Source organism: Actibacterium sp. MT2.3-13A, assembly GCF_018139985.1.
Taxonomy (GTDB): Bacteria; Pseudomonadota; Alphaproteobacteria; order Rhodobacterales; family Rhodobacteraceae; genus JAGSOU01.
Genome location: NZ_JAGSOU010000002.1, coordinates 195,084 through 221,631, shown reverse-complemented (window position 1 = coordinate 221,631; position 26,548 = coordinate 195,084). Strand labels below are relative to the sequence as shown.

The following is a 26,548-nucleotide window of genomic DNA, read 5'->3' as shown; positions in this document are numbered from 1 at the left end:
GCGCGAGTGTATCGTCCTGACCGCTGGTGGCAATCCGCAATAATACGGAGGCTTGCGCGCGCGGGCGCGGCGTGAAACGGTGCGCCGAAAATTCAGCACAGGAGCCCGCCATGCCCGCCCCCACGAACCACCTGAAAGCAGCCCTGGCGAAGGGAGAGATGCAGATCGGCCTGTGGCTGGATCTGGCCAGCGCGGCTGTGGCCGAGATCGCTGGCGGCGCCGGCTTCGACTGGTGCCTGGTCGATGGCGAGCACGGCCCCTACGACATCGTCGCCATCCGCGAGCAGCTGGTCGCGCTGGACGCGCAGGGCTGCGCTGCGGTGGTCCGCGTGCCGGCGAACGAGGAGTGGATGATCAAGCAGGTGCTCGACCTTGGGGCGCAGAACCTGCTGGTCCCGATGGTGGACACCCCCGAGCAGGCCCGCGCGGCGGTGCGCGCGGCGCTCTATGCGCCGCAGGGCGCGCGCGGCATGGGGGCGGCGGTGGCGCGCGCCTCGAACTACAACGCGATTCCCGACTATGTGGCGACGGCCAACGCCCAGATCTGCGTGATGGTGCAGGCCGAAAGCCGCGCCGCGCTGGACAATCTCGACGCCATCGCCGCCACCGAAGGCGTGGATGCGGTGTTCATCGGGCCGGCCGACCTGTCGGCGGACATGGGTCTTCCCGGCCAGCTCGACGCGCCGGAGGTGGTGGCTGCGATCGACGACGCCATCGCGCGCATCCGCGCGGCGGGCAAGATCGCCGGGATCATCACCTTCGATCCCGAGGAATTCGCCCGCTACCGCGACCTCGGCCTGACCTTCCTCGGCGTGGGCGGCGACATGCCGGTGCTGGCCACGGCCCTGCGCGGTCTGGCGGCCGACACCCGCAAGCGGCTGGGCTGAGCCGCAGCGGCGATGCGGGGCATAATGCGCAGTTGACGGGAGCGCGGCCAGGCGGCATCCGGGCCGGACAGCAAGCGAGGGGTGCGTGATGTTCCAGATGGCGCAGAAACTGAAGTTCGGGCAGCGCACGCCGCCGGCGATCTTTCCGCCGGTGCTGGGCCTTCTGGGCCTGGGCCTTGCCTGGCGCCGTGCCGAGGCGGTGTTCGTGATCCCGCCCGCGATCGCGGACCTGCTGCTGGGCATGGTCACGCTGCTCTTGCTGTGGTGCCTCCTGGCCTACGGCGTGAAGCTGACCCGCCGTCCCGGCGTCTTCGTCGAGGATCTCGCGGCGCTGCCCGGGCGCGCCGGGCTCGCGGCGATGATGATGGCGGTCATGCTGCTGGCCGCGGCGCTGTTGCCCCATGACACGGGGTTGGCTGGGGCGGCGCTGCTGGCCGGTCTGGCGGGGCACGGCCTGCTGGCGCTGATCGTGGCCTTCAGGCTGCTGACCGGCCCGGCCGAGCAGCGCCAGATCACGCCGGTCTGGCACCTGAGTTTCGTCGGACCCATCCTCGCGCCGCTTTCGGCCGTTCCGCTGGGCTATCGCGCGGGGTCCGAGGCGCTGTTCTGGGCGATGCTGGCGCTGTCGGCGGTGATCTGGGCGGTCAGCCTGGGGCAACTGGTGCGCCGCGACCCACCCGCGCCGCTGCGCCCGCTGCTGGCGATCCACCTGTCGCCGGCCAGCGTGCTGGGGCTGGTGGCGCTGCAGCTGGGCTGGACCGGCGCGGCGATGGGGTTTGCCGCCTTCGGCGGGCTGATCCTTGCGGCGCTGCTGCTGCGGGCGCGTTATGTCGCAGCGGCGGGGTTCAGCCCGCTGTGGGGCGCGTTCACCTTTCCGCTGGCGGCCTTCGCCAATCTGACGCTGGCGCTCGCCGACGGGCAGGGGGATCTGTTCCGCCTGGCCGGCGCGGCGTTGCTGGTGGCGGCGACCGGCGCGATCCCGGCGATCGCCTTCAAGGTGATGCAGGGCTGGGCCAAGGGCCAGCTCGCCGCCAAAACCAACGCCGCGACAGCGTGACCGGGCGATTGCCTCTTTCCTTTTGCGCGGCCCCATGAAATAGGGAAGCGCCAAACGAAAACTCCGCAGGAGGCTCCCCATGGAGATTCGCGAGGCCCTGACCTTCGACGATGTGCTGCTTGTTCCCGCCGCAAGCTCGGTCCTGCCTTCGCAGGCCGATACCTCGACTTTTGTCACCAAGTCGATCAAGCTGAATATCCCGCTGCTGAGCTCGGCCATGGACACCGTGACCGAGCACCGCATGGCCATCGCCATGGCGCAGGTCGGCGGCATCGGCGTGATCCACCGCAACCTTACGGTCGAAGAGCAGGCCCGCGAGGTGCGCCGCGTCAAGCGCTTCGAGAGCGGCGTGGTCTACAGCCCCGTGACCCTGACCCCCGATCAGACCCTGGCCGACGCCAAGGCGCTGATCGAGCGTTACAATTTCACCGGCTTCCCGGTGGTGGACGAAAAGGGCCATGTGGTCGGCATCGTGACCAACCGCGACATGCGTTTCGCCAATGACGACAGTACGCCGGTGCGGGTGATGATGACCACGAAGGATCTCGCCGTCCTGAAGGAGCCCGCCGACCGCGGCGAGGCGCTGAGCTTGATGCGCGCCCGCCGGATCGAGAAGCTGCTGATCACCGACGACAAGGGCAAGCTGACCGGCCTGCTGACGCTGAAGGACACCGAGCAGGCGGTGCTGAACCCGCAGGCCAGCAAGGACGGTCTCGGCCGGCTGCGCGTGGCCGCCGCCACCACCGTGGGCGACGCCGGCTTCGAGCGCAGCCAGGCGCTGATCGAGGCGGGCTGCGACCTGATCGTGATCGACACCGCGCATGGCCATTCCGAGGGCGTCGCCCGGGCGGTCGAGCGGGTCAAGGCCCTCTCGAGCGATGTGCAGGTGATGGCCGGCAACGTCGCCACCGCCGAGGCCACCCGCGCCCTGATCGACGCGGGCGCGGATGCGGTCAAGGTCGGCATCGGGCCGGGCTCGATCTGCACCACGCGGATGGTCGCTGGCGTCGGCGTGCCGCAGCTCACCGCAATCATGGATTGCGCCGCCGCCGCGCGCGACAGCGGCGTGCCGGTGGTGGCCGATGGCGGCATCAAGTTCTCCGGCGATTTCGCCAAGGCGATCGCGGCCGGCGCGCACTGTGCCATGGTCGGCAGCATGATCGCCGGCACCGACGAGAGCCCGGGCGAAGTCATTCTTTATCAAGGCCGTAGCTTCAAAAGCTACCGCGGCATGGGAAGTCTGGGCGCGATGGCGCGCGGCTCCGCCGACCGCTATTTCCAGAAGGACGCGGCCTCGGACAAGCTGGTCCCCGAGGGGATCGAGGGCCAGGTGCCCTACAAGGGCACCGTCGGCGCGGTGATCCACCAGCTGGTGGGCGGCCTGCGCGCGGCGATGGGCTATACCGGCAATGCCACGGTCGAGGCCATGCGCGCGAACTGCCGGTTCGTCCGCATTACCGGCGCCGGCCTGACCGAAAGCCACGTCCACGACGTGCAGATCACCCGTGAGAGCCCCAACTACCGGGGCATTTGATTCAAGGCGTCAGAACAATGGCTTGCGCGGCAGAATTAATGTGGACTGCGGCATGACCCCCGCCGCCCGCATCGCCGCGGCGATCGAGTTGCTCGACGCCGTGCTCGCCGGGCAGCCGGCCGAGAAGGCGCTGACCACCTGGGCCCGCCGCAGCCGTTTTGCCGGCGCCAAGGACCGCGCCGCGATCCGCGATCATGTGTTCGACGCGCTGCGCTGCCGCCGCTCCTGCGCCGCGCTCGGCGGGGCGGAGAGCGGTCGCGGGCTGATGCTGGGCGCGTTGCGCGCGGCCGGGCGCGACCCGGCCGAGGTCTTCACCGGGGCGGGCCATGCGCCCGCTCCGCTCAGCGCGGACGAGGCTGCGCCGGGCGTCACGCTGACCGATCTTCCTGAGGAGGTCGCGCTGGATTGCCCCGACTGGTTGGCGCCGCGGCTGCGCGCCAGCCTTGGCGCCGATTTCGCGCCAGTTCTGCAGGCGCTGCGCCAGCGTGCGCCGGTTTTCCTGCGCGTCAACCTGCGCCGCGCGACGGTGGCCGAGGCGCAGGCGCGCCTGGCCGGGGAGGGCATCGCAACTGCGCCCCATCCGCTGTCGCCGACCGCGCTGGAAGTGCTTGAAAACGCCCGCAAGGTGCAGGGATCGGCCGCCTTCCGCGATGGGCTGGTGGAGCTGCAGGACGCCGCCTCGCAGGCGATCACCGACCTGTTGCCGCTCAGCGACGGGCTGAAGGTGCTGGATTATTGCGCCGGCGGCGGCGGCAAGACCCTGGCCATGGCCGGCCGCGCCGAGGCGCGTTTTTTCGCCCATGACGCCAATCCGCAGCGCCTGCGCGACCTGCCGGCGCGGGCCGAAAGGGCGGGGGTCGCGGTGCGGCTGCTCCCCGGCGCGGATCTGGAGCAGGAGGCGCCCTTCGGTCTGGTGCTCTGCGACGTGCCCTGTTCGGGCAGCGGCGCCTGGCGGCGCAGCCCCGAGGGCAAGTGGCGCCTGACCGCGCAGGAACTCGACCGGCTGACGGACACCCAGGCCGCCATCCTGAACCGCGCCGCGGATCTGGTGACGCCGGGCGGCTGGCTGGCCTATGCCACCTGTTCGCTGCTCGACGAGGAGAACGGCGCGCGGGTTTCGGACTTCCTCGACCACCGCGCCGGATTCGCCCTGCGCACGCAGCGCCGGCTGACGCCGCTCGACGGCGGCGACGGGTTCTTCCTCGCGGTCATGCAGCGCGCATAAATCCTTAGGCGTCTCAACTGCCGATTGCTATCGTCCCCGTTAAGCGGCGCTTAACCACTTGGCGTCGAAATGCGGGGAGACGAATCGCAACGGGGGCAAGACGTGTCGCACACGGCACAGGATTCCGATCCGCTATCCCAGGCAGCGGCGGCGTTTGCGCGCCGTGCCTGGGAATTGCTGGTCATTGCGCTGGCGGTGCTGCTGGTCGGGCTTTATGTGCCCGATCCGCTGTTCGGGCCGGTGCTGGCCGGGATCGCGCTGACGCTGGCGATGCTGACGTTGGGGATGATCTGGCGGCACCGGCGCGGCACGGCGCAGGCGCGCGCGGCGCTGCACCTGGCCCGGCAGTTCGCCGGGCGGGATGACGCGCCCGGCTTCGTCACCGATGGCGACGGCCGCGTGACCTACCGAAACGCCGCGGCCCGGACGCGCTTCGGCGCGGACGGCGACGGGGCGCAGACGCTGGTCCGCGCGCTGGGGGAGCTGTTCGCCGATCCCGCCTCGGTGATCTACCGCATCCTCGGCCGCGCCGCGGCGCAGGGCGCGGCGCGCGAGGACGTGGTGACCCGCCACGGCCATGTCCGGGTCGCGGCCCACCGCATCGCCGGCGGCATGGTGTTCTGGCGCTTCGACGAGATGGAGGATCCCGGCCCCGCGCGCGGCATCGACGGGCTGGGCCTGCCGGTGCTGACGGTCGGGCGCAACGACACCGTCCTGTTCATGAACGAGGCGGCGCGGGGCCTGATCGGCGGCCGGGTGCGGACGCTGGGGCAGGCGTTCGGCGGGCCGGTGCCGGCGGGATCCGGGGTGGTCTCGCTGCCCGGCCCGGACGGGGCGGTGGCGGTGCAGATCGTGGAATTCGCCAGCGGCGCGGGCCGCCGCGAGATGCTGCTGCTGCCGCAGACCGGGACGGGGACGGGCGCAGCGACCATCGACGGGCCGCTCTTCGATGCGCTGCCGGTGGCGATGCTGCAGCTGGCGCCGGACGGTCGGGTGCACCGGGCCAACCGCCTGGCGCGCGACCTGCTGGGCTGGACCGGCGGCGAGGTCAACCTGTCGGAGCGGGTCGAGGGGCTGGGCCGCTCGGTGCGCGACTGGCTGGGGGACGTGGCAGCGGGCCGCGTCGCCAACCGCTCCGAGGTGCTGCGCGTGGCGCGCGACGACCGCGAGCTGTTCCTGCAGGTCACGCTCGAGCGGATCGTCCAGGACGGCGCGGTCAGCCTGGTGGCGGTGCTGCATGACGCGACCAAGCTCAAGTCGCTGGAGGCGCAGTTCGTGCAAAGCCAGAAGATGCAGGCGATCGGTCAGCTCGCGGGTGGCGTTGCGCATGATTTCAACAACCTTTTGACTGCAATATCAGGGCATTGCGACCTGTTGTTGCTGCGCCACGATGCCGGTGACCCGGAATACGGCGACCTCATGCAGATCGCCCAGAACGCCAACCGCGCGGCCAGCCTGGTGGGCCAGTTGCTGGCCTTTTCGCGCAAGCAGACGTTGCGGCCAGAGCTGCTGGATCTGCGCGACATCCTGACCGATCTCACCCATCTGCTGAACCGGCTGGTGGGCGAGAAGGTGTCGCTGGTCTTTTCGCATGACCCCGGGCTCACGCCGATCCACGCCGACAAGCGGCAGCTCGAACAGGTGATCATGAACCTTGTGGTCAACGCCCGCGACGCCATGCCCGAGGGCGGCGAGATCCGCATCGAGACCGCGCTGCACCATCTCGACGCCGAGCTGGAGCGCGACCGCGCGGTGGTGCCGCCGGGCGACTATGTGCTGGTGCGGGTGATCGACGAGGGCAGCGGCATCCCGGCGGACAAGATGGACAAGATATTCGAGCCGTTCTTCACCACCAAGCGCACCGGCGAGGGCACCGGCCTGGGCCTGTCCACGGCCTATGGCATCATGAAGCAGAGCGGCGGCTTCATCTTCGCCGACAGCGCGGTGGGCAGCGGTACCTGTTTCACCCTCTATTTCCCCGCCCGCGACCCGGCGGAGGACATGCCGGCCGCGCGTGCCGGCCCGCGTGGCGAGGACGCGCCGGAGGCGGCCCCGGCGCCGCTGCCCGATGGCGGGGCCGACGGCCGCGCCGCCCGGGACGGGCCGCTGCCGCGCGCCGACGGCAGGCGGCCGGGCGAGGGGGTTGTGCTGCTGGTCGAGGACGAGGCGCCGGTGCGTGCCTTCGCCTCGCGCGCGCTGCGCCTGCGCGGCTATACCGTGCTCGAGGCCGACAGCGCCGAACAGGCGCTGGAGACCCTGCGCGACGGCACGATCGACGTGGATGTCTTCGTCACCGATGTGGTGATGCCCGGCATGGACGGCCCGACCTGGGTGCGCGAGGCGCTGAACGACCGGCCGCGGACGCGGGTGGTCTTCATCTCCGGCTATGCCGAAGAGACCTTCGGCGACGCGCAGGCGGAGATCCCCAATTCGGTCTTCCTGCCCAAGCCGTTTTCGCTGACCCAGCTGACCGACACCGTGCAGGCACAGATGATCTAGCGCTCAGCCCGGCCGCGCATGGCCGGCGCGCAGCTTCGCGTGCAGCGTGAAATCGGGGGCGCAGACCTCGCGCAGCCGGGCCTCGATCGCGGGGGCGAGCGTCGGCTGTCCGGATGGCGAGACATTGCGCGCGGGCGGCTCGATCGCGACGCCGAGGCGCTGTTCGAGAAAGCGGCGCAGGCCGTCCTGGTCCTCATAGGCGAACAGATGGTCGACGATCACCTTGCCGGCCTTGTTGGATGCGAAGCGCGCCTGCGAGCCGACCCGCGCAAAGGCCGGCGGGGCGGGCGAGAGATAGGCCTCGACGAATTCGTCGAAGGACCGCCCGGCGGTCGAGTTCGGCTGCCCCTCGAGCTGCGGCCGCCCGCGGTAGCGATACCAGCTGCCGAGCCAGTCGATCGGCTCGCGAATCACGGCGAGGGTCTCAAGCCGCTGGCTCTCGTCGGGGTCGAGCAGGGGCAGAATCCTGCGCCGGAATCCCTGCGCCGTCACATGCTTGGCCCCCGGCGGGTGCCGGATGACCATGTCGGCCTGCGCCCCCAGCGCGGCCTCGTAGGCCTGGGTGCCGGTCTTCGGCACCGCCAGCATCACCAGCCGGGCCTTCCAGAACATCATCATCGCGCGTGTTTCCCGCCATCGGGGTTTCCCAATGGCGTGTAAACTACTCCTTAACCCAGATCGGAAAAACATCCTTTGCGTAAAATTTCTTGCAATGTTCCCCCTTTGATCTCATAAGGGGAGAACAAGAGGCGAACACCGGCGATGATTGCCGCCCGGCCGCGGGTGTGGAATAAGGAAGCAACCAATGGCAATGGCGAACCTTCTGGACATGGCAGACAAGCGTAACCCCGACAAGCAAAAGGCCCTCGATTCCGCGCTGGCGCAGATCGAACGGCAATTCGGCAAGGGCTCGATCATGAAGCTCGGCGCCGACAACCCGGTGACCGAGATCGAGTCGACCTCGACCGGGTCGCTGGGCCTCGACATCGCGCTGGGGATCGGCGGACTGCCCAAGGGCCGGATCATCGAGATCTACGGCCCAGAAAGCTCGGGCAAGACCACGCTGACGCTGCATTGCGTGGCCGAGGAACAGAAAAAGGGCGGCGTCTGCGCCTTCGTGGACGCCGAACACGCGCTCGACCCGATCTACGCCAGGAAACTGGGCGTCGATCTGGACGAGCTGCTGATTAGCCAACCCGACACCGGCGAGCAGGCGCTGGAGATCGTGGACACGCTGGTGCGCTCGGGCGCGGTCAGCATGGTGGTGGTCGATTCGGTCGCCGCCCTGACCCCGAAATCCGAACTCGAGGGCGACATGGGGGACAGCAGCGTCGGCGTGCAGGCCCGGCTGATGAGCCAGGCCATGCGCAAGCTGACCGGCTCCATCTCGCGCTCCAACTGCATGGTGATCTTCATCAACCAGATCCGCATGAAGATCGGCGTGATGTTCGGCAGCCCCGAAACCACCACCGGCGGCAACGCGCTGAAATTCTATTCCTCGGTGCGGCTCGACATCCGCCGCATCGGCGCGATCAAGGACCGCGACGAGGTGGTGGGCAACGCCACCCGCGTCAAGGTGGTCAAGAACAAGGTCGCGCCGCCCTTCAAGCAGGTCGAATTCGACATCATGTATGGCGAGGGAATCTCCAAGACCGGCGAGCTGCTGGACCTGGGCGTGAAGGCCGGCGTGGTCGAGAAATCCGGCGCCTGGTATTCCTACGGCGATGAGCGCATCGGCCAGGGCCGGGAGAACGCCAAGACCTTCCTCAAGGAGAATGTCGGGATCGCCGCGGATATCGAGGACAAGATCCGCGCCGCCCACGGGCTCGACTTCCACATGAGCGAGGATACGGACGTGGTCGAGGGCTGAGCGGCAGGGCCGCGGCGGCGAAATACGGGCCGGGCGGAGACGCCCGGCCCTTTTCTTGCGGTGGACAGGCCCCGCGCGCGGGGATAAACGGGGCGAAACCCGATACTCACGCCGCGAAAGGCCACAAGCGATGCCGAGCCTGAACGAAATCCGTTCGACCTTTCTGAACTTCTTCGAGAGAAACGGCCACGAGGTGGTGGAGAGCTCCCCGCTCGTGCCGCGCAACGACCCCACGCTGATGTTCGCGAACTCCGGCATGGTTCAGTTCAAGAACCTGTTCACCGGCGTCGAGCACCGCGATTACACCCGCGCCACCACCGCGCAGAAATGCGTGCGCGCCGGCGGCAAGCACAACGACCTCGACAACGTGGGCTACACCGCGCGTCACCACACCTTCTTCGAAATGCTGGGGAATTTCTCCTTCGGCGACTATTTCAAGGAAGAGGCGATCCCCTTTGCCTGGGACGTGGTGACCAAGGAATTCGGGATCAACAAGGACCGCCTGCTGGTCACCGTCTACCACGACGATGACGAGGCAGCGGCGATCTGGAAGAAATACGCCGGCCTGCCCGACGAGCGGATCATTCGCATCGCCACCGACGACAATTTCTGGATGATGGGCCCGACCGGCCCCTGCGGCCCCTCGTCGGAGATCTTCTACGACCACGGCGACCACATCTGGGGCGGCCCTCCGGGCAGCCCGGAAGAGGACGGCGACCGCTTCATCGAGATCTGGAACCTCGTCTTCATGCAGTTCGAGCAGTATGAGGACGGCCACCGCGAAAACCTGCCCAAGCCCTCGATCGACACCGGCATGGGGCTGGAGCGGATCGGCGCGCTGCTGCAGGGCAAGCATGACAACTACGACACGGACCTGATGCGGGCGCTGATCGAGGCCTCGGCCCACGCCACTTCGACCGAGCCGGACGGGACCGGCAACGTGCATCACCGGGTGATCGCGGACCATCTGCGCTCCACCTCCTTCCTGATTGCGGACGGGGTGATGCCCTCGAACGAGGGGCGCGGCTATGTGCTGCGCCGGATCATGCGCCGCGCCATGCGCCATGCCCACCTGCTGGGCGCGCAGGATCCGCTGATGCACCGCCTGGTGCCCTCGCTGGTCACCCAGATGGGCGCGGCCTATCCCGAACTCGGCCGCGCGCAGGCGCTGATCGAAGAGACGCTGAAGCTGGAGGAGACCCGCTTCATCCAGACGCTGGAGCGCGGGCTGCGGCTGCTCGACGACGAGCTGGCGCGGCTGCCCGAGGGCGCGGCGCTGCCCGGCGAGGCGGCGTTCAAGCTCTACGATACCTACGGCTTCCCGCTGGACCTGACGCAGGACGCGCTGCGCGAGAAGGGCCGAAAGGTGGATGTCGCCGGTTTCGACGCGGCGATGGAAGAGCAGCGCGCCAAGGCGCGCGCCAGCTGGGCCGGCTCGGGCGAGACCAAGGACGCGGCGATCTGGTTCGACCTGGCGGACAAGAAGGGCGCGACCGAATTCCTGGGCTATGACACCGAAAAGGCCGAGGGCCAGATCGTGGCCGTGGTGCGCGACGGCGCGGCCCTGGACGCGGCCGACAAGGGCGACAGCGTTCAGGTCGTGGTCAACCAGACCCCGTTCTACGCCGAATCCGGCGGCCAGGTGGGCGACACCGGCACGCTGAAGACCGAGACCGGGCGCGCGCGCATCACCGACACCCGGAAGGTGGCGGGCGTGTTCCTGCATTTCGCCGAGGTGACCGAGGGCCGGATCGAGCCCGGCCAGGGCGCCGAGCTGGAGGTCGATCACGCGCGGCGCGCGGCGATCCGGGCCAACCACTCGGCCACGCATCTGCTGCACGAGGCGCTGCGCGGGACGCTCGGCGAACATGTGGCGCAGCGCGGCTCGCTCAACGCCGAGGACCGGCTGCGCTTCGACTTCTCCCACTCCAAGGCGCTGAGCGAGGAGGAGCTGGCCAGGGTCGAGGCCGAGGTCAACGGCTTCATCCGCCAGAACACCCCCGTCGAGACCCGGATCATGACGCCGGACGACGCCCGCGCGATCGGCGCGCAGGCGCTGTTCGGCGAGAAATACGGCGACGAGGTGCGCGTGGTGTCGATGGGCCGGGCGCCGACCGGCAAGGGGGCCGACGGCAACACCTGGTCGATCGAGCTGTGCGGCGGCACCCATGTGCGCCAGACCGGCGACATCGGCCTGTGCGTGGTGCTGGGCGACAGCGCGTCCTCCTCGGGGGTGCGGCGGATCGAGGCGCTGACCGGCGAGGCGGCGCTGAGGCATCTGATCGGCCAGCAGCGCAGCCTGGGCCAGGTGGCCGAGGCGCTGAAGGCGCAACCCGCCGAGATCGTCGAGCGCGTGCGCGCGCTGGTCGACGAGCGCCGCGCGCTGCAAAACGAGGTCGCGCAGCTGCGCCGCGAGCTGGCCATGGCCGGCGGCGGCGGCCAGGCCGCGGCCGAGCCGGAGACGGTGAACGGGGTCAAGTTCCTCGCGCAGGCGCTCAGCGGCGTGTCGGGCAAGGACCTGCCGGCCCTGATCGACGAGCACAAGGCGCGGCTGGGCTCGGGCGCGGTGCTGCTGGTGGCCGACGCGGGCGGCAAGGCGGCCGTCGCGGCGGGCGTGACCGATGACCTGACCGGCCTCGTCTCGGCGGTGGACCTGGTCAAGGCCGCGGTGGCGCAGCTCGGCGGCAAGGGCGGCGGCGGCCGTCCCGACATGGCGCAGGGCGGCGGCAAGGATGCCGCCAATGCCGAGGCCGCCATCGCCGCCGCGAAATCCGTGATCGAAGGAGCCTGAGATGCCCGCCCTCTGGATTGGCCATGTGACCGTCACCGACGAAGAGGCCTATGGCAAATACGCCAGGCTGGCCGGCCCCGCGATCGAAAAGCATGGCGGCCATTTCATCGCCCGTGGCGGCCGCTTCGTGCAGCTTGAGGGCCGGGAACGGCCGCGCAACGTGGTGGCGCGCTTTCCCTCCGTCGAGGCGGCGGAGCGGTGCTACCACAGCCCCGAATACCAGGAGGCGTTGAGCCACGCGCGCGGCGCCTCCGAGCGGGAACTGCTGATCGTCGAGACCAGCGAGTGACCGCTCAGTAAGGGGTCTTGGGCGTGCGGTCGGCGGACAGCGATTGCTGCCGGCGCGCGACCAGCAGCTCGATCGCGTCGGCCAGATGCACCTCGGCGATGTTGTAATCGCCGCGGGCCACCCGGATGCGGTGCGCCTCGATCATCACATCAGCATGGGTGCAGCCCGTGGGCGGCTCGAAGCGGTAGCAGGCGAGCTCGATCAGCAGGCCCATCGGGTCGGTGAAATAGATCGAATCCATGAAGCCCCGGTCGCGGGGTCCGGAATGTCGGATGCCGCGCTCGTCGAGCCGCTCCACCGCCTGGGAAAAGGTCGCCTTGCTGACATTGAAGGCCAGGTGATGCACGCAGCCCGGCTCGGTCGGGGTGCGGCGGCGGTCGGGTTCGCGGCTCTCGTTGGTGAACACGGTGATCAGCCGCCCGTCGCCGGGATCGAAATAGAGATGCCCCTCGTCGGGATTGTCGAGATTGGGCTGATCGAAGATGAAGGGCATCCCCAGCACGCCTTCCCAGAAGTCGATCGAGGTCTGCCGGTCGGCGCCGGTCAGCGTGATATGGTGCACGCCCTGTACCTGTAGCTTGCGCATGTCTGTCTCCCTTTCCGGGGCACAATAAAGCACCTGGCGCGGCGAGGGCCACGAAAAAGGCCGGCGCGCGCGGCACCGCGGGGGGCGCGGTCAGAGCGGCGGCAGGCGCAGATCGACCTCGCCGCTCTGGATGCGGGCGATGAAACCGCAGCCATTTTCGGGCTGGGTGAAATGCAGCCAGACCCGCGAGGCGAAAAACAGCGGGTCGGCCTGGGCGATGAAATCGTTGAGGATTTCGATCTCGATCGGCCCCTCCGCCGCATAGCCCCCGATCAGGGCCTCGCGCGCCTCCGGCGGCAGCAGCGACAGCTGCATCGCATAGGCGACATATTCATGCTCGGCGACGCAGCGCGCGCGCGTGCATTCGGCCTGATCGAGGAAGGCATGGGCGAGTTCATGCACCAGCAGGCTCTGGAACATCAGCGGCGGCCCCAGCCCGGCGAAGGGATGATCCTCGGCGAGAATGCCGGGCAGGGCCTCGGGCTCGGCCAGCAGGATCTCGTTGCTGCCCGCGGTGTAGCTGCCCACGAAAGGCCCCGACGTCTGGCCCGACGCCTCGACCAGGCGAACGGTCAGGGGTCCGTTCTGGCGCAGCCCGCAGGCTGACAGGGCGGGGCGGATCTCCTCGATCTGGTCGCAGACCTGTCTGGCACGCCCCTCGTCGCGCGCCTCGACCGTGACCTCTCCGCCCGGGCAGGTCAGCGGCGCCGCTTGCAGCGGGGCGGTCAGCGCGCCGGCCAGCGCCGCGCCCACCGCAAGGGCCAGAATTGGGATCACGGGAACGCACCGCGCCGGTTGCCTTGAGACCCGTTCAGTCTCGCAGCCCCCGGCGCGGCGCGCAAGTCTCAGCCGGCGGCGCGGGCCTGGCGCTTGCGCTCATGCGGATCGAGATGGCGCTTGCGCAGGCGGATGGCGTTCGGCGTGACCTCGACCAGTTCGTCGTCGTCGACATAGGCGATGGCCTCTTCGAGGCTCATCCGCACCGGCGTGGTCAGGCGCACCGCCTCGTCCGTGCCCGAGGCGCGGATGTTGGTCAGCTTCTTGCCCTTCAGCGGGTTCACCTCTAGGTCGTTGTCGCGCGAATGCTCGCCGATGATCATGCCCTGATACACCGGCTCCTGCGCGCCGATGAACAGCTTGCCGCGATCTTCGAGGTTGAACAGCGCGTAGGCGACCGAGGTGCCGTTCTCCATCGAGATCAGCACGCCCGCGCGGCGGCCCGGGATCGGGCCCTTGTAGGGGGCCCATTCGTGGAACACGCGGTTCAGGACGCCGGTGCCGCGGGTGTCGGTCAGGAACTCGCCGTGATAGCCGATCAGGCCGCGCGACGGCACATGGGCGATGATCCGGGTCTTGCCGACGCCGGCCGGGCGCATTTCCAGCAGTTCGCCCTTGCGCGCGCCGGTGATCTTTTCGATCACCACGCCGGAATATTCGTCGTCCACGTCGATGGTGACTTCCTCGATCGGCTCCAGCCGCTGGCCGTCCTCCTCGCGGAACAGCACCTGCGGGCGGGAGATCGACAGCTCGAAGCCTTCGCGGCGCATGTTCTCGATCAGCACGCCCATCTGCAATTCGCCGCGGCCCGCCACCTCGAAGGCCTCGCCGCCGGGGGTGTCGGTGACACGGATGGCGACGTTGGATTCGGCCTCCTTCATCAGCCGGTCGCGGATGACGCGGCTCTGCACCTTCTTGCCGTCCTTGCCGGCGAGCGGGCTGTCGTTGATGCCGAAGGTCACGGTGATGGTGGGCGGGTCGATCGGCTGGGCCGGGATCGCCTCGGTGACGGCGGGGGCGCAGATCGTGTCGGCCACGGTGGCCTTGGCCATGCCCGCGATGGAGACGATATCGCCGGCCTCGGCCTCGTCGATCGACTGCTGGCTGAGGCCGCGGAAGGCGAGGATCTTGGACACCCGGAACTGTTCCACCAGCGAGCCGTCGCGCGCCAGCGCCTTGACCGCGTCGCCCGGCTTGACCGTGCCGCTTTCGATGCGGCCGGTCAGGATGCGGCCGAGGAACGGGTCCGCGCCCAGCGTCGTCGCCAGCATGCTGAAGGGCTCATTGCGGCGCGCGACCTGTTTCGGCGCCGGGACATGTTCGAGAACCAGATCGAAAAGCGCGTGCAGGTCCTTGCGGGGCCCGTCGAGCTCGCGATCGGCCCAGCCCGAGCGGCCGGAGGCGTAGAGATGCGGGAAATCCAGCTGCTCGTCGCTGGCGCCGAGATTGGCGAAGAGGTCGAACACCTCGTTCAGCGCGCGCTCGGGCTCGGCGTCGGGCTTGTCCACCTTGTTCAGCACCACGATCGGGCGCAGGCCCAGCGCCAGCGCCTTGGCGGTGACGAACTTGGTCTGCGGCATCGGGCCTTCGGCGGCATCGACCAGCAGGACCACGCCGTCGACCATGCTCAGGATGCGCTCCACCTCGCCGCCGAAATCGGCGTGGCCGGGGGTGTCGACGATGTTCACGCGGTGGCCGCCCCATTCGACCGAGGTCGCCTTGGCCAGGATGGTGATGCCGCGCTCGCGTTCCAGATCGTTGCTGTCCATGGCGCGCTCGGCCACGGACTGGTTTTCCCGGAACGCGCCGGACTGTTTCAGAAGTTCGTCCACCAGCGTGGTCTTGCCGTGGTCCACGTGGGCGATGATCGCAATGTTGCGAAGGTCCATATTCGTCTGCCTTATCTTGGGTTGGGGCGGCCTTACCTTGCAGGCGCAGAAAAGGCGAGTCCTTAATGCGCCGCAGGCCGGGGGCTAGCGGGCGATGTAGCGGTCGCGGCGGTGGTTGATCGCGATCATCACGTTCAGCAGCGCCGCGCCGGCCAGCGAATAGGCCACGGTCAGCGCATCGAACAGCGCGAAGGCCAGCGCGAAGACGCAGGCGTCGAAGCCCAGCTGCACCCAGCCCGCCTTGATGCCGCGGGTGTCCTGCAGATACATCGCCACGATGCCCACCCCACCCAGCGTGGCGCCGTGGCGGAACAGGACCAGCAGCCCCGCACCACCCGTCACCCCCGCCAGAAGGGCGCCGGCCAGCGGATGCACGGCGTCGAGCCGCATCACCAGCGGGAATAGCTCGGTGAAACCGGACAGGATCGCCACCGCGGCGAAGGTCTTGAGCGTGAAGGCCGCGCCCATGCGCCGGAAGGCCAGCCAGTAGAACGGCAGGTTGAGCGCGAAGAACACCGCGCCGAAGCTGACCCCGCCCGCATATGACAGCAGCAGCGACAGCCCCGCGATCTGCCCGGTGATCAGCCCGCCCTGGCGCAGGAACTGCACCGAAAGCGCCACCAGCGCGGTGCCGATCAGCAGCGCGAAGGCGTCTTCGAAGAGGGAATGCCGCTCGGGCGTGGCGGGTTCGAGGAAGGAGGCCATGGGGCTCGCTTATGCCGGATGCGGCGGATTCGTCCAGAGGGGACGGTACCGCAGGGGCTGCGCGCCGCAGCCGGAACGAAAAAGGGCCGGCGCGCGGCCGGCCCTTCGGATCGGTTATCGCGCCGGGCTCAGCCGGCCAGCGCCTTGTTCAGGTTCTCGTCGACCTTTTCGAGGAAGCCCATGGTGGTCAGCCATTTCTGGTCGGGGCCGACCAGCAGGGCGAGGTCCTTGGTCATGAAGCCCGATTCCACGGTCTCGACCACCACGCGCTCCAGCGTTTCGGCGAAGTTCCGGAGCTGCTCGTTGCCGTCCAGCTTGGCGCGGTGCTTCAGGCCGCCGGTCCAGGCGTAGATCGAGGCGATCGAGTTGGTCGAGGTCTCCTCGCCGCGCTGGTGCTGGCGGTAGTGGCGGGTCACGGTGCCATGCGCGGCCTCGGCCTCGACGATCTTCCCGTCGGGGGTCATCAGCTGCGAGGTCATCAGCCCGAGCGAGCCGTAGCCCTGCGCCACGGTATCCGACTGCACGTCGCCGTCGTAGTTCTTGCAGGCCCAGACATAGCCGCCGTTCCACTTCATGGCGCAGGCCACCATGTCGTCGATCAGGCGGTGTTCGTAATGGATGCCCTTCTTCTTGAATTCCTCCTCGAACTCCTCCTCGTAGACCTTCTGGAACAGGTCCTTGAAGCGGCCGTCATAGGCCTTGAGGATGGTGTTCTTGGTCGACAGGTAGACCGGCCAGCCCAGGCTCAGGCCGTAGTTGAGAGAGGCGCGGGCGAAGTCGATGATCGAGTCGTCGAGGTTGTACATGCCCATGGCGATGCCGGCCGAGGGGGCATCGAACACCTCCTTCTCGATCACGGTGCCGTCCTCGCCGACGAATTTCATCGTCAGCTTGCCCTTGCCGGGGAACAGGAAGTCGGTGGCGCGGTACTGGTCGCCGAAGGCGTGGCGGCCGATCACGATCGGCTTGGTCCAGCCGGGAACCAGGCGCGGCACGTTCTGGCAGATGATCGGCGCGCGGAACACCACGCCGCCCAGGATGTTGCGGATCGTGCCGTTGGGCGAGCGGTACATGCGCTTGAGCCCGAATTCCTCGACCCGGGCCTCGTCGGGGGTGATGGTGGCGCATTTCACGCCGACGCCGACTTCCTTGATCTTGTTGGCCGCGTCCACGGTGATCTGATCGTCGGTGCGGTCGCGCTCCTCGATGCCGAGATCGTAGTAGAGCAGGTCGACGTCCAGATAGGGCAGGATGAGCTTCTTCTTGATGAAATCCCAGATGATCCGGGTCATCTCGTCGCCGTCGAGTTCGACGACGGGATTCTCGACTTTGATCTTGGTCATGCGCTGTCCCTTTACATGGCAGTGAATCGCTTGGCCGCGTCATAGCGCATGACGCGGCGGCTGGGAAGATGGTATGCGAAGGTATACAGAAATCCGCCGCGCGCGGCGCGCCTTACCCTTTTTCGGGCGCGCCGGGTGTGGTTTTCGCCGCCGCGCGGGCCTTGGCGATCCGCGCCTCGAGGAACTTGCGCGCCCGCGCCTCGGCCAGCCGCACCCGCACCGAGGTCATGAACGCCTCCTTGGTGGTCGAGGAGGTGTCGGCCAGCATCCGGGCGATGTCGTCGATCAGACGGGGATCGTCGAGATCCTCGGCCGCCGCGATGGCGTCCCGGGCCAGCTTGTCGGCGAGTTCTTCGATCAACCCCATCGCAGATCCTACCGCGTGTTCTCGGTCAGGCGGCGGCTGACGTAGGTTTTGACGTTGCCGATCAGCTCGTCCATGTGATCCTCGAAGAAGTGGCCGGCACCCTCGATCTCGGTATGGGTGACGGTGATGCCCTTCTGCTCATGCAGCTTGTCCACCAGCGTGCGGGTGTCGGCCGGAGGAGCCACGCGGTCGGCGGTGCCGTTGATGATCAGCCCCGAGCTGGGGCAGGGCGCCAGGAACGAGAAGTCGTACATGTTGGCCGGCGGCGCCACCGAGACGAAGCCGGTGATCTCGGGGCGGCGCATCAGCAGCTGCATTCCGATCCACGCGCCGAAGCTGAAGCCGGCCACCCAGCAATGCTTGGCGTTCTGGTTCATCGACTGCAGATAGTCGAGTGCGGCGGCGGCATCGGAAAGCTCGCCAATGCCCTGGTCGTATTCGCCCTGGCTCCGGCCGACGCCGCGGAAATTGAACCGCAGCACGGTGAAGCCCATCTCGTAGAAGGCGTAATGCAGGTTGTAGACGACCTTGTTGTTCATCGTGCCCCCGAACTGCGGGTGCGGGTGCAGGATGATCGCGATCGGGGCGTCCTTTTCCTTTTGCGGGTGATAGCGGCCTTCAAGCCGTCCTTCGGGGCCGGGAAAAATGACCTCGGGCATAGAGCGATGTCTCTTCGGCTGCGGGCGCCCGAAGAGATTCTTGACGAAATCTCTCGGGCAACCTAGAACTGTTCTAAAATCCGGTAGTGGACCGGTTTCGGGTTCTATGGGAGGTAAAGTCCCTGAACGTTCCCGTCAACAGTTTGAAAAGGTCCGGCGATGAAACTCAGCACGAAAGGGCGCTACGCCATGGTAGCGCTGGCAGATCTGGCCCTGCAACCCAGCGATGCGCTGACCTCGCTGGCCGGGATCTCCAAGCGTCAGGATATCTCGCTGCCCTATCTGGAACAGCTTTTCGTGAAGCTGCGCCGGGCCGGGCTGGTGGAATCGGTGCGCGGACCCGGCGGCGGTTACCGGCTGGCGCGCGACCCGGCCGAGATCCGGGTGGTCGATGTGCTGGCGGCGGTCGACGAGACGGTGAGCGCCATGCACACCGGCGCCGGCGCCTCGGGCGGGGTGTCGGGCACGCGGGCGCAATCGCTGACCAACCGGCTGTGGGAGGGGCTGAGCGCGCATGTCTATGTGTTCCTGCACCAGACCCGGCTGTCGGACGTGATCCGCAACGACCTGACGCCCTGTCCCGCGGTGCCGAACCTGTTCCAGGTGGTGGACGAGGGATGAGACTGACCGTAAGAGAGGCTCGCCTGCGGCGCATGGATGGCGCAGGGGCGAGGGGCGCTGCCCCTCGCGCTCCCCGGGATAATTGGGGCCAGAAGAAGGGGGCGGTGTTGTGAGCCGGGTCTATCTCGACTGGAATGCCACGGCGCCTTTGCGGCCGGAGGCCCGCGCGGCGATGATCGCGGCGATGGATTTGGTGGGCAACCCGTCCTCGGTGCATGCCGAGGGGCGGGCGGCGCGGGCGCTGGTGGAGAAGGCGCGCGCGCAGGTCGCCGCGGCGTTCGGCGCCGAGGGGGCGGATGTGGTATTCACCTCCGGCGCGACCGAGGCTGCGGCGCTGGCGCTGGCCGGCCGCGGCCTGCATGGCAGCGCGGTGGAGCATGACGCGGTGGGCGCCTGGGTGGCGCCGGATCTGGCGGTGACGCCCGAGGGCCGCGTGGCGGTCCCGGACCCGGCGCGGAGCGTGCTGCAACTGGCCAATTCCGAGACCGGGATCGTGCAGGTGCTGCCCGAGGGTCTGGCGCTGAGCGACATGACGCAGGGGTTCGGCAAGCTGCCCGTGGCGTTCAACTGGTCGGGCGCACAGATGGCGCTGATCTCGGCGCACAAGCTGGGCGGGCCGAAGGGCGTGGGCGCGCTGGTGCTGAAGCGGGGCCTCGATGTCGAGGCACGCATCCGCGGCGGCGGGCAGGAAATGGGCCGCCGCTCGGGCACCGAGAACGTGATCGGGATCGCGGGTTTCGGCGCCGCCGCAGAGGCGGCGGCGCGCGACCTGGCCGAGGGCGCCTGGGACGCGGTGGCCGAAAAACGCGATCTGCTGGAAACGGCCATTGCGGCCGGCGCAAAAGGGACTATTTTTGTCGGGAAAGACGGGCCGCGCCTGCCCAATACCTCGTGCCTGGTCACGCCCGGCTGGAAGGGCGAGACCCAGGTGATGCAGATGGACCTGGCCGGCTTCGCGACCTCGGCGGGTTCGGCCTGTTCCAGCGGCAAGGTGAAGCCGAGCCGGGTGCTGGAGGCGATGGGGTTCGACGCCGAGGCCGCCGCCTCGGCGCTGCGGGTGTCGCTGGGGCCCGCGACGACAGAGGATGAGATCCTGCGCTTTGCCGAGACCTGGCTGGCGCAGCACGCGAAATTCCGGGCCCGCGCGGCCTGAGACGGAAAAGGACGGGAGACCGATATGGCAACGCTGCAGGAAACGGAGATCCGCGAAGGGGTCGACCGCGAGACGGTGGAGACCGTCCAGTCGATGGCCGGCAAGTACAAGCACGGCTGGGAAACCGAGATCGAGATGGAATACGCCCCCAAGGGGCTGAGCGAGGACATCGTCCGGCTGATTTCCGAGAAGAACGAGGAGCCCGAGTGGATGACCGAGTGGCGCCTTGCGGCCTATCGCCGCTGGGTGCAGCTGGAAGAGCCCGCCTGGGCGATGGTGAACTACCCGGAGATCGATTTCCAGGACCAGTATTACTATGCCCGTCCGAAATCGATGCAGAAAAAGCCAAAATCGCTGGACGAGGTCGATCCCAAGCTGCTGGCCACCTATGAGAAGCTGGGCATCCCGCTGAAGGAGCAGATGATCCTGGCCGGCATCGAAGGCGCCGAGGAGGCCCCGGCCGAGGGCCGCAAGGTGGCCGTGGACGCGGTGTTCGACTCCGTCTCGGTCGGCACCACCTTCCAGGCGGAACTGAAGAAGGCCGGCGTCATCTTCTGCTCGATCTCCGAGGCGATCCGCGAGCATCCCGAGCTGGTGAAGAAATACCTCGGCTCCGTGGTGCCCGTCAGCGACAATTTCTACGCCACGCTGAACTCGGCCGTGTTCTCGGACGGCTCCTTCGTCTATGTGCCGCCGGGGGTGCGCTGCCCGATGGAACTGTCGACCTATTTCCGCATCAACGCCGAGCAGACCGGCCAGTTCGAGCGCACGCTGATCATCGCCGACAAGGGCGCCTATGTGTCCTATCTGGAAGGCTGCACCGCGCCGCAGCGCGATGTCGCGCAGCTGCATGCCGCGGTGGTGGAGATCATCGTCGAGGAAGACGCAGAGGTGAAATACTCGACCGTCCAGAACTGGTTCCCCGGTGACGAGAACGGCAAGGGCGGCATCTACAACTTCGTCACCAAGCGCGCCGATTGCCGCGGCGACCGCGCCAAGGTGATGTGGACGCAGGTGGAGACCGGCTCGGCCGTGACCTGGAAATACCCCTCCTGCATCCTGCGCGGCGAGGACAGCCAGGGAGAGTTCTATTCGATCGCCATCACCAACAACTACCAGCAGGCCGATACCGGCACCAAGATGGTGCATCTGGGCAAGAACACCAAGAGCCGGATCGTCTCCAAGGGGATCAGCGCGGGCCATGCGCAGAACACCTATCGCGGGCTGGTGTCGATGCATCCGAAGGCGAAGAATTCGCGCAACTATACCCAGTGCGACAGCCTGCTGATCGGCAGCACCTGCGGGGCGCACACGGTGCCCTATATCGAGGTCAAGAACAACTCGTCCCGGGTGGAGCACGAGGCGACCACCTCCAAGGTCGATGACGACCAGCTGTTCTACTGCCGCTCGCGCGGCATGGACGAGGAGGCGGCCGTGGCGCTGGTCGTGAACGGTTTCTGCAAGGAGGTCCTGCAGGCGCTGCCGATGGAGTTCGCCATGGAGGCGCAGCAGCTGGTGGCGATCTCGCTGGAAGGCTCGGTGGGATGAGGTGGGGTGCCACCCGCCCTGCGCGGAACAGGATCTGGGAGAGCTGACATGATCGTCACCACCACCCCCTCGGTCGAGGGGCGCAGGATCACCGATTACAGGGGCGTCGTCGTGGGCGAGGCCATCCTGGGGGCCAACGTGTTCCGGGATGTCTTCGCCAGCATCACCGATATCATCGGAGGCCGCTCGGGCGCCTATGAGAAATCGCTGGGCGAGGCGCGGGAGACCGCGTTTCGGGAATTGGAAGAGCGCGCCGCCGCGCTGGTGGCGGATGCCGTGGTCGGCGTCGACCTCGATTATGAAGTCGTGAACAACATGCTGATGGTGTCGGTGTCCGGCACTGCCGTTAGCCTTTCGCAAGGATAAGAAAATGCTGGAAATCAAGAACCTGCACGTCAAACTTGAAGAAGAGGACAAGCAGATCCTCAAGGGCGTGAATCTCACCGTCGAGGCCGGCCGGGTGCATGCGATCATGGGGCCGAACGGGTCGGGCAAATCGACGCTGTCCTATGTGCTGTCGGGGCGCGACGGCTATGAGGTGACGGAGGGGGCCGCCACGCTGAACGGCGAGGACCTGCTGGGGATGGAGCCCGAGGCGCGCGCCGCCGCCGGCGTCTTCCTGGCCTTCCAGTATCCGGTCGAGATCCCGGGCGTGGGCAACATGACCTTCCTGCGCACCGCGGTGAACGCGCAGCGCAAGGCGCGCGGGCAGGAGGAGCTGTCGGCCGGCGATTTCCTCAAGCTGGTGCGTGAAAAGGCCAAGGACCTGAAGATCGACGCCGAGATGCTGAAGCGCCCGGTCAACGTCGGCTTCTCCGGCGGCGAGAAAAAGCGCAACGAAATCCTGCAGATGGCGATGCTTGAGCCCAAGCTCTGCATCCTTGACGAGACCGACTCCGGCCTCGACGTGGACGCGATGAAGCTGGTGGCCGACGGCGTGAACGCGCTGCGCGACGCGAACCGCGGCTTCCTTGTGATCACCCACTACCAGCGGCTGCTGAACCACATCAAGCCCGACGTGGTGCACATCATGGCCGATGGCCGCATCATCAAGACCGGCGGGCCCGAGCTGGCGCTGGAGGTCGAGAAGAACGGCTATGCCGACATCCTGGCGGAGGTGGCGTAATGGCGCTGGCGCAAGCGAAGATTGACGCGGCCGAAGCCCGGCTGGCGGCGCTGAGCCTGCCCGAAAGCACCGGCTGGGCGCAGACGGCGCGCGCCGACGCGCTGGCCCGCCTGCGCGCGATGGGCCTGCCCGGCCGCCGCGACGAGTATTGGAAATACACCGACCCGAGCAGCCTGACCGCCCCCGAGGCGCCGCGCGCGGCGCTGTTCTCCGACCCGAGCGATGCGCCGGTCTTTGGCGAGATTGACAGGCTGAAAATTGTCTTTGTTGACGGTATCTTCGATGCCGAAGCTTCGGACCCGCTTGAAATGGCCGGGATCGAGATCGAGCGTCTGGATGCCGCCATGCAGGCCGATATCCACTGGGCGAAGGACGTCTACGGCGTGCTTGAGGCGCGCGGCCAGAGCCCGGTCGAGCGTCCTCTGGCGACGCTGAACACGGCCTGCGCCACGGATGGCGTGGTGATCCGCGCCACGGCGAGGGCGGAAAAGCCTGTAAATCTGATTTATTTGCATAAATCAGAGAGTTCGGATGCGATCCTGCACCATGTTGTGAAGATCGAGAGCGGCGCGGAGCTGACCGTTCTGGAGAATGGACCGGCCGCGGCGCGGTTCAACAAGGTGATGGAGGTCGAGGTCGCCGATGGCGGCGCCTTCCACCACATCCGCACCCAGGGCCGCGACCACGAACGCCGCGCGGTGACCCATCTCTTTGCCCGGCTCGGCGCGGAAAGCCTGTTCAAGAGCTTCACCATGACCGCCAACGGCGTGATGACCCGCAACGAGGCGGTGATCGAGATGGCGGGCGATGATGCCAGCGCGCATATCGCGGGCGCGGCCTTGGGCGACGGGGAGTTCCACCACGACGACACCGTGTTCATCACCCATGACGCGCTGAACTGCGAAAGCCGCCAGGTGTTCAAGAAGGTGCTGCGCAACGGCGCGACCGGCGTCTTCCAGGGCAAGATCCTGGTCAAGGCGGGCGCGCAGAAGACCGACGGCTACCAGATCAGCCAGTCGCTGCTGCTGGACGACGACAGCCAGTTCTATGCCAAGCCCGAGCTCGAGATCTATGCCGACGACGTGGCCTGCTCGCATGGCTCGACCACCGGCGCGATCGACGAGGACGCGCTGTTCTACCTGCGCTCGCGCGGGGTGCCGCTGGCCCGGGCGCAGGACATGCTGGTGCTGGCCTTCCTGGCCGAGGCCATCGAGGAGATCGCGGACGAGACCATCGCCGATGAAATCCTTGCGCGCCTGCGCGGCTGGCTCGACCGGCGGCACGGCTGAGATGGCGGTCACGACCGAGATCGCCCGCAGCTGGCGCGCGCCGCGGGCCGCGCTGCGCCGCCAGCTCGACGGTGGCGTGGGCGAGGACCGGGCGCTGATCTACCTGGTCGTGGCCTGCCTGCTGATCTTCGTCGCGCAATGGCCGCGGCTGGCGCGCGAGGCGCATCTCGACCCCTCGGTGCCGCTCGACGCGCGGGTCGGCGCGGCGCTCTTGGCCTGGATGTTCATGGCGCCGCTGATCTTCTATGCGCTGGCCGCGCTCAGCCATTTGCTGGCGCGGCTCGCGGGCGGGCGGGGGAGCTGGTTCTCCGCGCGGCTTGCGCTGTTCTGGACGATGCTGGTGGTCTCGCCGCTTTGGCTGCTTTACGGTCTGGTCGCGGGGTTCATCGGGGCCGGCGCGGCGCAGACGCTGACCGGCATCGTGCTGCTGGGCGGGTTTTTGACCCATTGGGGGCTGTGCCTGGCCGAGGCCGAGGGGATGGGTGCCGGCGGGGCAAGCGAAAGACCGAATAGATGAGCGACAACACGCTGACTTCTTTGTTGATTCTGGCCCGCGACACGGTGCGCCGCCCGCAGGAGGGCGCGCGCCGCGTGCTGTCCCTGCCGCTGCCGCCGCGCGCGGCCTGGGACGGGCTGGCGCTGGTGCTGATCCTCAGCCTGCTGCTGACCCATCTGACCAACCTGATCCTGCCCGCGCCGGTCGATCCTCTGCTGCCGCTTTTCGCCAACTCGCCGCTGCTGACGGCGGCGATCCTGGGCGGGTTCATGGTGGCGATGGTCACGGCCATCTACGGCGTGGGACGCGTGATGGGCGGCCACGGCACATTCGAGGGCGCGCTGCGCCTGACCGTCTGGCTGCAGTTCATCATGCTGGTGATCCAGGTGGTCCAGACGGGGTTCCTGCTGGTGCTGCCGATCGTGGCGGTCCTGATCGGGCCGCTGGCCTTTGGCCTGATGCTGTGGCTGCTGACCAATTTCATCGCGGTGCTGCATGGGTTCCGCTCGCTCGGGGCGGTGTTCATGATGATCATGGTCACGGCCTTCGGCCTCGGCTTTGTCCTGTTCTTCCTGCTGGCGCTGTTCGGCGTCACCCTGCCCACGGAGATGCCCCATGTATGACGTTGACGTCATCCGCCGCGATTTCCCGATCCTGTCGCGCGAAGTCAACGGCAAGCCGCTCGTCTATCTCGACAACGGCGCCTCGGCGCAGAAGCCGCAGGTGGTGATCGACGCGATCACGCGCGCCTATTCCCAGGAATACGCCAATGTGCATCGCGGGTTGCACTACCTGTCGAACCTCGCCACCGAGAAATACGAGGCTGTGCGCGGCACGATCGCGCGTTTCCTCGGCGCGGCGGATGAGGGTGAGATCGTCTTCACCTCCGGCGCCACCGAGGGGATCAACCTGGTCTCCTACGCCTGGGCCGCGCCGCGGTTCCAGCCCGGCGACGAGATCGTGCTGAGCGTGATGGAGCATCACGCCAATATCGTGCCCTGGCATTTCCTGCGCGAACGGCAGGGCGCGGTGCTGAAATGGGTGGATGTGGAGGCCGACGGCAATCTCGACCCCCAGGCGGTGATCGACGCCATCGGGCCGAAGACGAAACTGGTCGCCATCACCCAGATGTCGAACGTGCTGGGCACCGTGGTGGACGTGAAGCCGATCGTCGAGGCGGCGCATGCGCGCGGCGTGGCGGTGCTGGTCGACGGCAGCCAGGGCGCCGTGCACAAGCCGGTGAATGTCGATGAGATCGGCGCCGATTTCTACGCCATCACCGGGCACAAGCTCTACGGTCCCTCGGGGTCGGGCGCGATTCACATCCGCCGCGAGCGGCTGGCCGAGATGCGCCCCTTCCTGGGCGGCGGCGACATGATCCGCGAGGTGCACAAGGACAACGTGACCTATGCCGACCCGCCGATGAAGTTCGAGGCCGGCACGCCCGGCATCGTGCAGCAGATCGGGCTGGGCGTGGCGCTCGATTACATGATGGGGCTGGGAATGGAGAACATCGCCGCCCACGAGGCCGCGCTGACCGCCTACGCGCGCGAAAGGCTGGGCGGGCTGAACTGGTTGAACGTTCAGGGCAACGCGCCGTCGAAGGGGGCGATCTTCTCCTTTACGATGAGCGGGGCGGCGCATGCCCATGACATCTCGACGATTCTCGACAAGAAGGGGGTCGCGGTGCGCGCGGGCCATCATTGCGCGGGCCCGTTGATGGATCATCTCGGGATCGCGGCCACCTGCCGGGCCTCCTTCGCGCTCTACAACACGAAATCCGAGGTCGATGCGCTGGTCGAGGCCCTGGAACTGGCGCATGATCTTTTCGCCTGAT

Annotated in this window: 25 protein-coding genes; 17 read left to right on the top strand and 8 right to left on the bottom strand. The window is 68.0% G+C overall.

Annotated features, from left to right (window positions below):
• Positions 1 to 110: 110 nt before the first annotated feature.
• From KCI33_RS03135 to KCI33_RS03115, 5 genes are all read left to right on the top strand, one after another.
• Positions 111 to 887, top strand: coding sequence for an HpcH/HpaI aldolase/citrate lyase family protein (locus tag KCI33_RS03135; protein ID WP_212523293.1), 777 nt, complete (start codon positions 111 to 113; stop codon positions 885 to 887).
• A 97-nt stretch (positions 888 to 984) separates the two neighbouring features.
• The gene (locus tag KCI33_RS03130) at positions 985 to 1,944 is read left to right on the top strand and encodes a tellurium resistance protein (protein ID WP_249138876.1); all 960 of its coding nucleotides are present in this window, start codon (positions 985 to 987) and stop codon (positions 1,942 to 1,944) included.
• A 79-nt stretch (positions 1,945 to 2,023) separates the two neighbouring features.
• A complete protein-coding gene (gene guaB / locus KCI33_RS03125) occupies positions 2,024 to 3,478 on the top strand; it encodes an IMP dehydrogenase (RefSeq protein WP_212523291.1) in 1,455 nt (484 codons plus the stop codon).
• A gap of 52 nt (positions 3,479 to 3,530) precedes the next feature.
• A complete protein-coding gene (locus KCI33_RS03120) occupies positions 3,531 to 4,703 on the top strand; it encodes an RsmB/NOP family class I SAM-dependent RNA methyltransferase (RefSeq protein ID WP_212523290.1) in 1,173 nt (390 codons plus the stop codon).
• A 102-nt stretch (positions 4,704 to 4,805) separates the two neighbouring features.
• Positions 4,806 to 7,202: an ATP-binding protein gene (locus tag KCI33_RS03115; protein ID WP_349252168.1), complete on the top strand. Its 2,397-nt coding sequence runs from the start codon at positions 4,806 to 4,808 to the stop codon at positions 7,200 to 7,202.
• Between the two features lie 3 nt (positions 7,203 to 7,205).
• Here KCI33_RS03115 and KCI33_RS03110 read toward each other — a convergent pair whose 3' ends face one another.
• Positions 7,206 to 7,820 carry a gamma-glutamyl kinase gene (locus KCI33_RS03110; RefSeq protein WP_212523289.1) on the bottom strand — a complete coding sequence of 205 codons (615 nt, stop codon included), beginning with the start codon at positions 7,818 to 7,820 and terminating at the stop codon, positions 7,206 to 7,208.
• A gap of 187 nt (positions 7,821 to 8,007) precedes the next feature.
• Between KCI33_RS03110 and recA the strand changes: the two genes are divergently transcribed.
• The 3 genes from recA to KCI33_RS03095 all read left to right on the top strand — a co-directional run bounded on the left by recA (position 8,008) and on the right by KCI33_RS03095 (position 12,152).
• Positions 8,008 to 9,072 carry a recombinase RecA gene (gene recA / locus KCI33_RS03105; RefSeq protein WP_212523288.1) on the top strand — a complete coding sequence of 355 codons (1,065 nt, stop codon included), beginning with the start codon at positions 8,008 to 8,010 and terminating at the stop codon, positions 9,070 to 9,072.
• A 130-nt stretch (positions 9,073 to 9,202) separates the two neighbouring features.
• Positions 9,203 to 11,863, top strand: coding sequence for an alanine--tRNA ligase (gene alaS, locus KCI33_RS03100; RefSeq protein ID WP_212523287.1), 2,661 nt, complete (start codon positions 9,203 to 9,205; stop codon positions 11,861 to 11,863).
• Between the two features lies 1 nt (position 11,864).
• Positions 11,865 to 12,152, top strand: a complete 288-nt coding sequence (locus KCI33_RS03095; protein ID WP_212523286.1) for a DUF1330 domain-containing protein — start codon at positions 11,865 to 11,867, stop codon at positions 12,150 to 12,152.
• 4 nt (positions 12,153 to 12,156) lie between these two features.
• On the opposite strand, the gene KCI33_RS03090 is transcribed toward KCI33_RS03095, so the two are convergent.
• The 7 genes from KCI33_RS03090 to KCI33_RS03060 all read right to left on the bottom strand — a co-directional run bounded on the left by KCI33_RS03090 (position 12,157) and on the right by KCI33_RS03060 (position 18,478).
• A complete protein-coding gene (locus KCI33_RS03090; protein ID WP_212523285.1) occupies positions 12,157 to 12,738 on the bottom strand; it encodes a VOC family protein in 582 nt (193 codons plus the stop codon).
• 90 nt (positions 12,739 to 12,828) lie between these two features.
• A complete protein-coding gene (locus KCI33_RS03085; protein ID WP_349252173.1) occupies positions 12,829 to 13,587 on the bottom strand; it encodes a DUF6639 family protein in 759 nt (252 codons plus the stop codon).
• A complete protein-coding gene (gene typA, locus KCI33_RS03080) occupies positions 13,584 to 15,404 on the bottom strand; it encodes a translational GTPase TypA (protein ID WP_212523283.1) in 1,821 nt (606 codons plus the stop codon). Before typA ends, KCI33_RS03085 begins: the two co-directional genes overlap by 4 nt.
• Positions 15,405 to 15,488: 84 nt before the next feature.
• Positions 15,489 to 16,109 (bottom strand): YitT family protein, encoded by a 621-nt coding sequence (locus tag KCI33_RS03075; protein WP_212523282.1) that lies wholly within the window; start codon positions 16,107 to 16,109, stop codon positions 15,489 to 15,491.
• Between the two features lie 128 nt (positions 16,110 to 16,237).
• Positions 16,238 to 17,452, bottom strand: a complete 1,215-nt coding sequence (locus tag KCI33_RS03070; protein ID WP_212523281.1) for an NADP-dependent isocitrate dehydrogenase — start codon at positions 17,450 to 17,452, stop codon at positions 16,238 to 16,240.
• Between the two features lie 112 nt (positions 17,453 to 17,564).
• Complete coding sequence (locus KCI33_RS03065; RefSeq protein WP_212523280.1) at positions 17,565 to 17,819, bottom strand: hypothetical protein; 255 nt, start codon at positions 17,817 to 17,819, stop codon at positions 17,565 to 17,567.
• A gap of 8 nt (positions 17,820 to 17,827) precedes the next feature.
• Positions 17,828 to 18,478, bottom strand: coding sequence for an alpha/beta hydrolase (locus KCI33_RS03060; RefSeq protein WP_212523279.1), 651 nt, complete (start codon positions 18,476 to 18,478; stop codon positions 17,828 to 17,830).
• A 159-nt stretch (positions 18,479 to 18,637) separates the two neighbouring features.
• On the opposite strand from KCI33_RS03060, the gene KCI33_RS03055 reads away from it, so the two are divergent.
• From KCI33_RS03055 to KCI33_RS03015, 9 genes are all read left to right on the top strand, one after another.
• Positions 18,638 to 19,099 (top strand): Rrf2 family transcriptional regulator, encoded by a 462-nt coding sequence (locus tag KCI33_RS03055; protein ID WP_212523278.1) that lies wholly within the window; start codon positions 18,638 to 18,640, stop codon positions 19,097 to 19,099.
• A gap of 109 nt (positions 19,100 to 19,208) precedes the next feature.
• Positions 19,209 to 20,252 carry an aminotransferase class V-fold PLP-dependent enzyme gene (locus KCI33_RS03050; RefSeq protein ID WP_212523277.1) on the top strand — a complete coding sequence of 348 codons (1,044 nt, stop codon included), beginning with the start codon at positions 19,209 to 19,211 and terminating at the stop codon, positions 20,250 to 20,252.
• A gap of 24 nt (positions 20,253 to 20,276) precedes the next feature.
• A complete protein-coding gene (gene sufB / locus KCI33_RS03045) occupies positions 20,277 to 21,800 on the top strand; it encodes a Fe-S cluster assembly protein SufB (RefSeq protein ID WP_212523276.1) in 1,524 nt (507 codons plus the stop codon).
• Positions 21,801 to 21,848: 48 nt separating this feature from the next.
• Complete coding sequence (locus KCI33_RS03040) at positions 21,849 to 22,166, top strand: heavy metal-binding domain-containing protein (RefSeq protein ID WP_212523275.1); 318 nt, start codon at positions 21,849 to 21,851, stop codon at positions 22,164 to 22,166.
• Between the two features lie 4 nt (positions 22,167 to 22,170).
• Positions 22,171 to 22,926, top strand: a complete 756-nt coding sequence (sufC, locus tag KCI33_RS03035; protein WP_212523274.1) for a Fe-S cluster assembly ATPase SufC — start codon at positions 22,171 to 22,173, stop codon at positions 22,924 to 22,926.
• On the top strand, positions 22,926 to 24,215 hold the full coding sequence (gene sufD / locus KCI33_RS03030) for a Fe-S cluster assembly protein SufD (RefSeq protein WP_212523273.1): 1,290 nt from the start codon (positions 22,926 to 22,928) through the stop codon (positions 24,213 to 24,215). The genes sufC and sufD overlap by 1 nt, the downstream gene beginning before the upstream one ends.
• Positions 24,166 to 24,732 (top strand): YIP1 family protein, encoded by a 567-nt coding sequence (locus tag KCI33_RS03025; protein WP_249138874.1) that lies wholly within the window; start codon positions 24,166 to 24,168, stop codon positions 24,730 to 24,732. Before sufD ends, KCI33_RS03025 begins: the two co-directional genes overlap by 50 nt.
• On the top strand, positions 24,729 to 25,334 hold the full coding sequence (locus tag KCI33_RS03020) for a Yip1 family protein (RefSeq protein WP_212523271.1): 606 nt from the start codon (positions 24,729 to 24,731) through the stop codon (positions 25,332 to 25,334). The genes KCI33_RS03025 and KCI33_RS03020 overlap by 4 nt, the downstream gene beginning before the upstream one ends.
• Complete coding sequence (locus KCI33_RS03015; RefSeq protein WP_212523270.1) at positions 25,327 to 26,547, top strand: cysteine desulfurase; 1,221 nt, start codon at positions 25,327 to 25,329, stop codon at positions 26,545 to 26,547. Before KCI33_RS03020 ends, KCI33_RS03015 begins: the two co-directional genes overlap by 8 nt.
• Position 26,548 lies beyond the last annotated feature (1 nt).

Bases quoted from the DNA above. Each gene is read 5' to 3' on its own strand.
- KCI33_RS03130 (WP_249138876.1), top strand. From the start codon at position 985: ATGGCGCAGAAACTGAAGTTCGGGCAGCGCACGCCGCCGGCGATCTTT.
- KCI33_RS03135 (WP_212523293.1), top strand. From the start codon at position 111: ATGCCCGCCCCCACGAACCACCTGAAAGCAGCCCTGGCGAAGGGAGAG.
- alaS (WP_212523287.1), top strand. From the start codon at position 9,203: ATGCCGAGCCTGAACGAAATCCGTTCGACCTTTCTGAACTTCTTCGAG.
- sufD (WP_212523273.1), top strand. From the start codon at position 22,926: ATGGCGCTGGCGCAAGCGAAGATTGACGCGGCCGAAGCCCGGCTGGCG.
- KCI33_RS03015 (WP_212523270.1), top strand. From the start codon at position 25,327: ATGTATGACGTTGACGTCATCCGCCGCGATTTCCCGATCCTGTCGCGC.
- KCI33_RS03090 (WP_212523285.1), bottom strand. From the start codon at position 12,738: ATGCGCAAGCTACAGGTACAGGGCGTGCACCATATCACGCTGACCGGC.
- sufB (WP_212523276.1), top strand. From the start codon at position 20,277: ATGGCAACGCTGCAGGAAACGGAGATCCGCGAAGGGGTCGACCGCGAG.
- KCI33_RS03025 (WP_249138874.1), top strand. From the start codon at position 24,166: ATGAAATCCTTGCGCGCCTGCGCGGCTGGCTCGACCGGCGGCACGGCT.
- KCI33_RS03070 (WP_212523281.1), bottom strand. From the start codon at position 17,452: ATGACCAAGATCAAAGTCGAGAATCCCGTCGTCGAACTCGACGGCGAC.
- KCI33_RS03060 (WP_212523279.1), bottom strand. From the start codon at position 18,478: ATGCCCGAGGTCATTTTTCCCGGCCCCGAAGGACGGCTTGAAGGCCGC.
- KCI33_RS03065 (WP_212523280.1), bottom strand. From the start codon at position 17,819: ATGGGGTTGATCGAAGAACTCGCCGACAAGCTGGCCCGGGACGCCATC.
- KCI33_RS03075 (WP_212523282.1), bottom strand. From the start codon at position 16,109: ATGGCCTCCTTCCTCGAACCCGCCACGCCCGAGCGGCATTCCCTCTTC.
- KCI33_RS03040 (WP_212523275.1), top strand. From the start codon at position 21,849: ATGATCGTCACCACCACCCCCTCGGTCGAGGGGCGCAGGATCACCGAT.
- KCI33_RS03055 (WP_212523278.1), top strand. From the start codon at position 18,638: ATGAAACTCAGCACGAAAGGGCGCTACGCCATGGTAGCGCTGGCAGAT.
- KCI33_RS03020 (WP_212523271.1), top strand. From the start codon at position 24,729: ATGAGCGACAACACGCTGACTTCTTTGTTGATTCTGGCCCGCGACACG.
- KCI33_RS03110 (WP_212523289.1), bottom strand. From the start codon at position 7,820: ATGATGATGTTCTGGAAGGCCCGGCTGGTGATGCTGGCGGTGCCGAAG.
- typA (WP_212523283.1), bottom strand. From the start codon at position 15,404: ATGGACCTTCGCAACATTGCGATCATCGCCCACGTGGACCACGGCAAG.
- guaB (WP_212523291.1), top strand. From the start codon at position 2,024: ATGGAGATTCGCGAGGCCCTGACCTTCGACGATGTGCTGCTTGTTCCC.
- recA (WP_212523288.1), top strand. From the start codon at position 8,008: ATGGCAATGGCGAACCTTCTGGACATGGCAGACAAGCGTAACCCCGAC.
- KCI33_RS03120 (WP_212523290.1), top strand. From the start codon at position 3,531: ATGACCCCCGCCGCCCGCATCGCCGCGGCGATCGAGTTGCTCGACGCC.
- sufC (WP_212523274.1), top strand. From the start codon at position 22,171: ATGCTGGAAATCAAGAACCTGCACGTCAAACTTGAAGAAGAGGACAAG.
- KCI33_RS03095 (WP_212523286.1), top strand. From the start codon at position 11,865: ATGCCCGCCCTCTGGATTGGCCATGTGACCGTCACCGACGAAGAGGCC.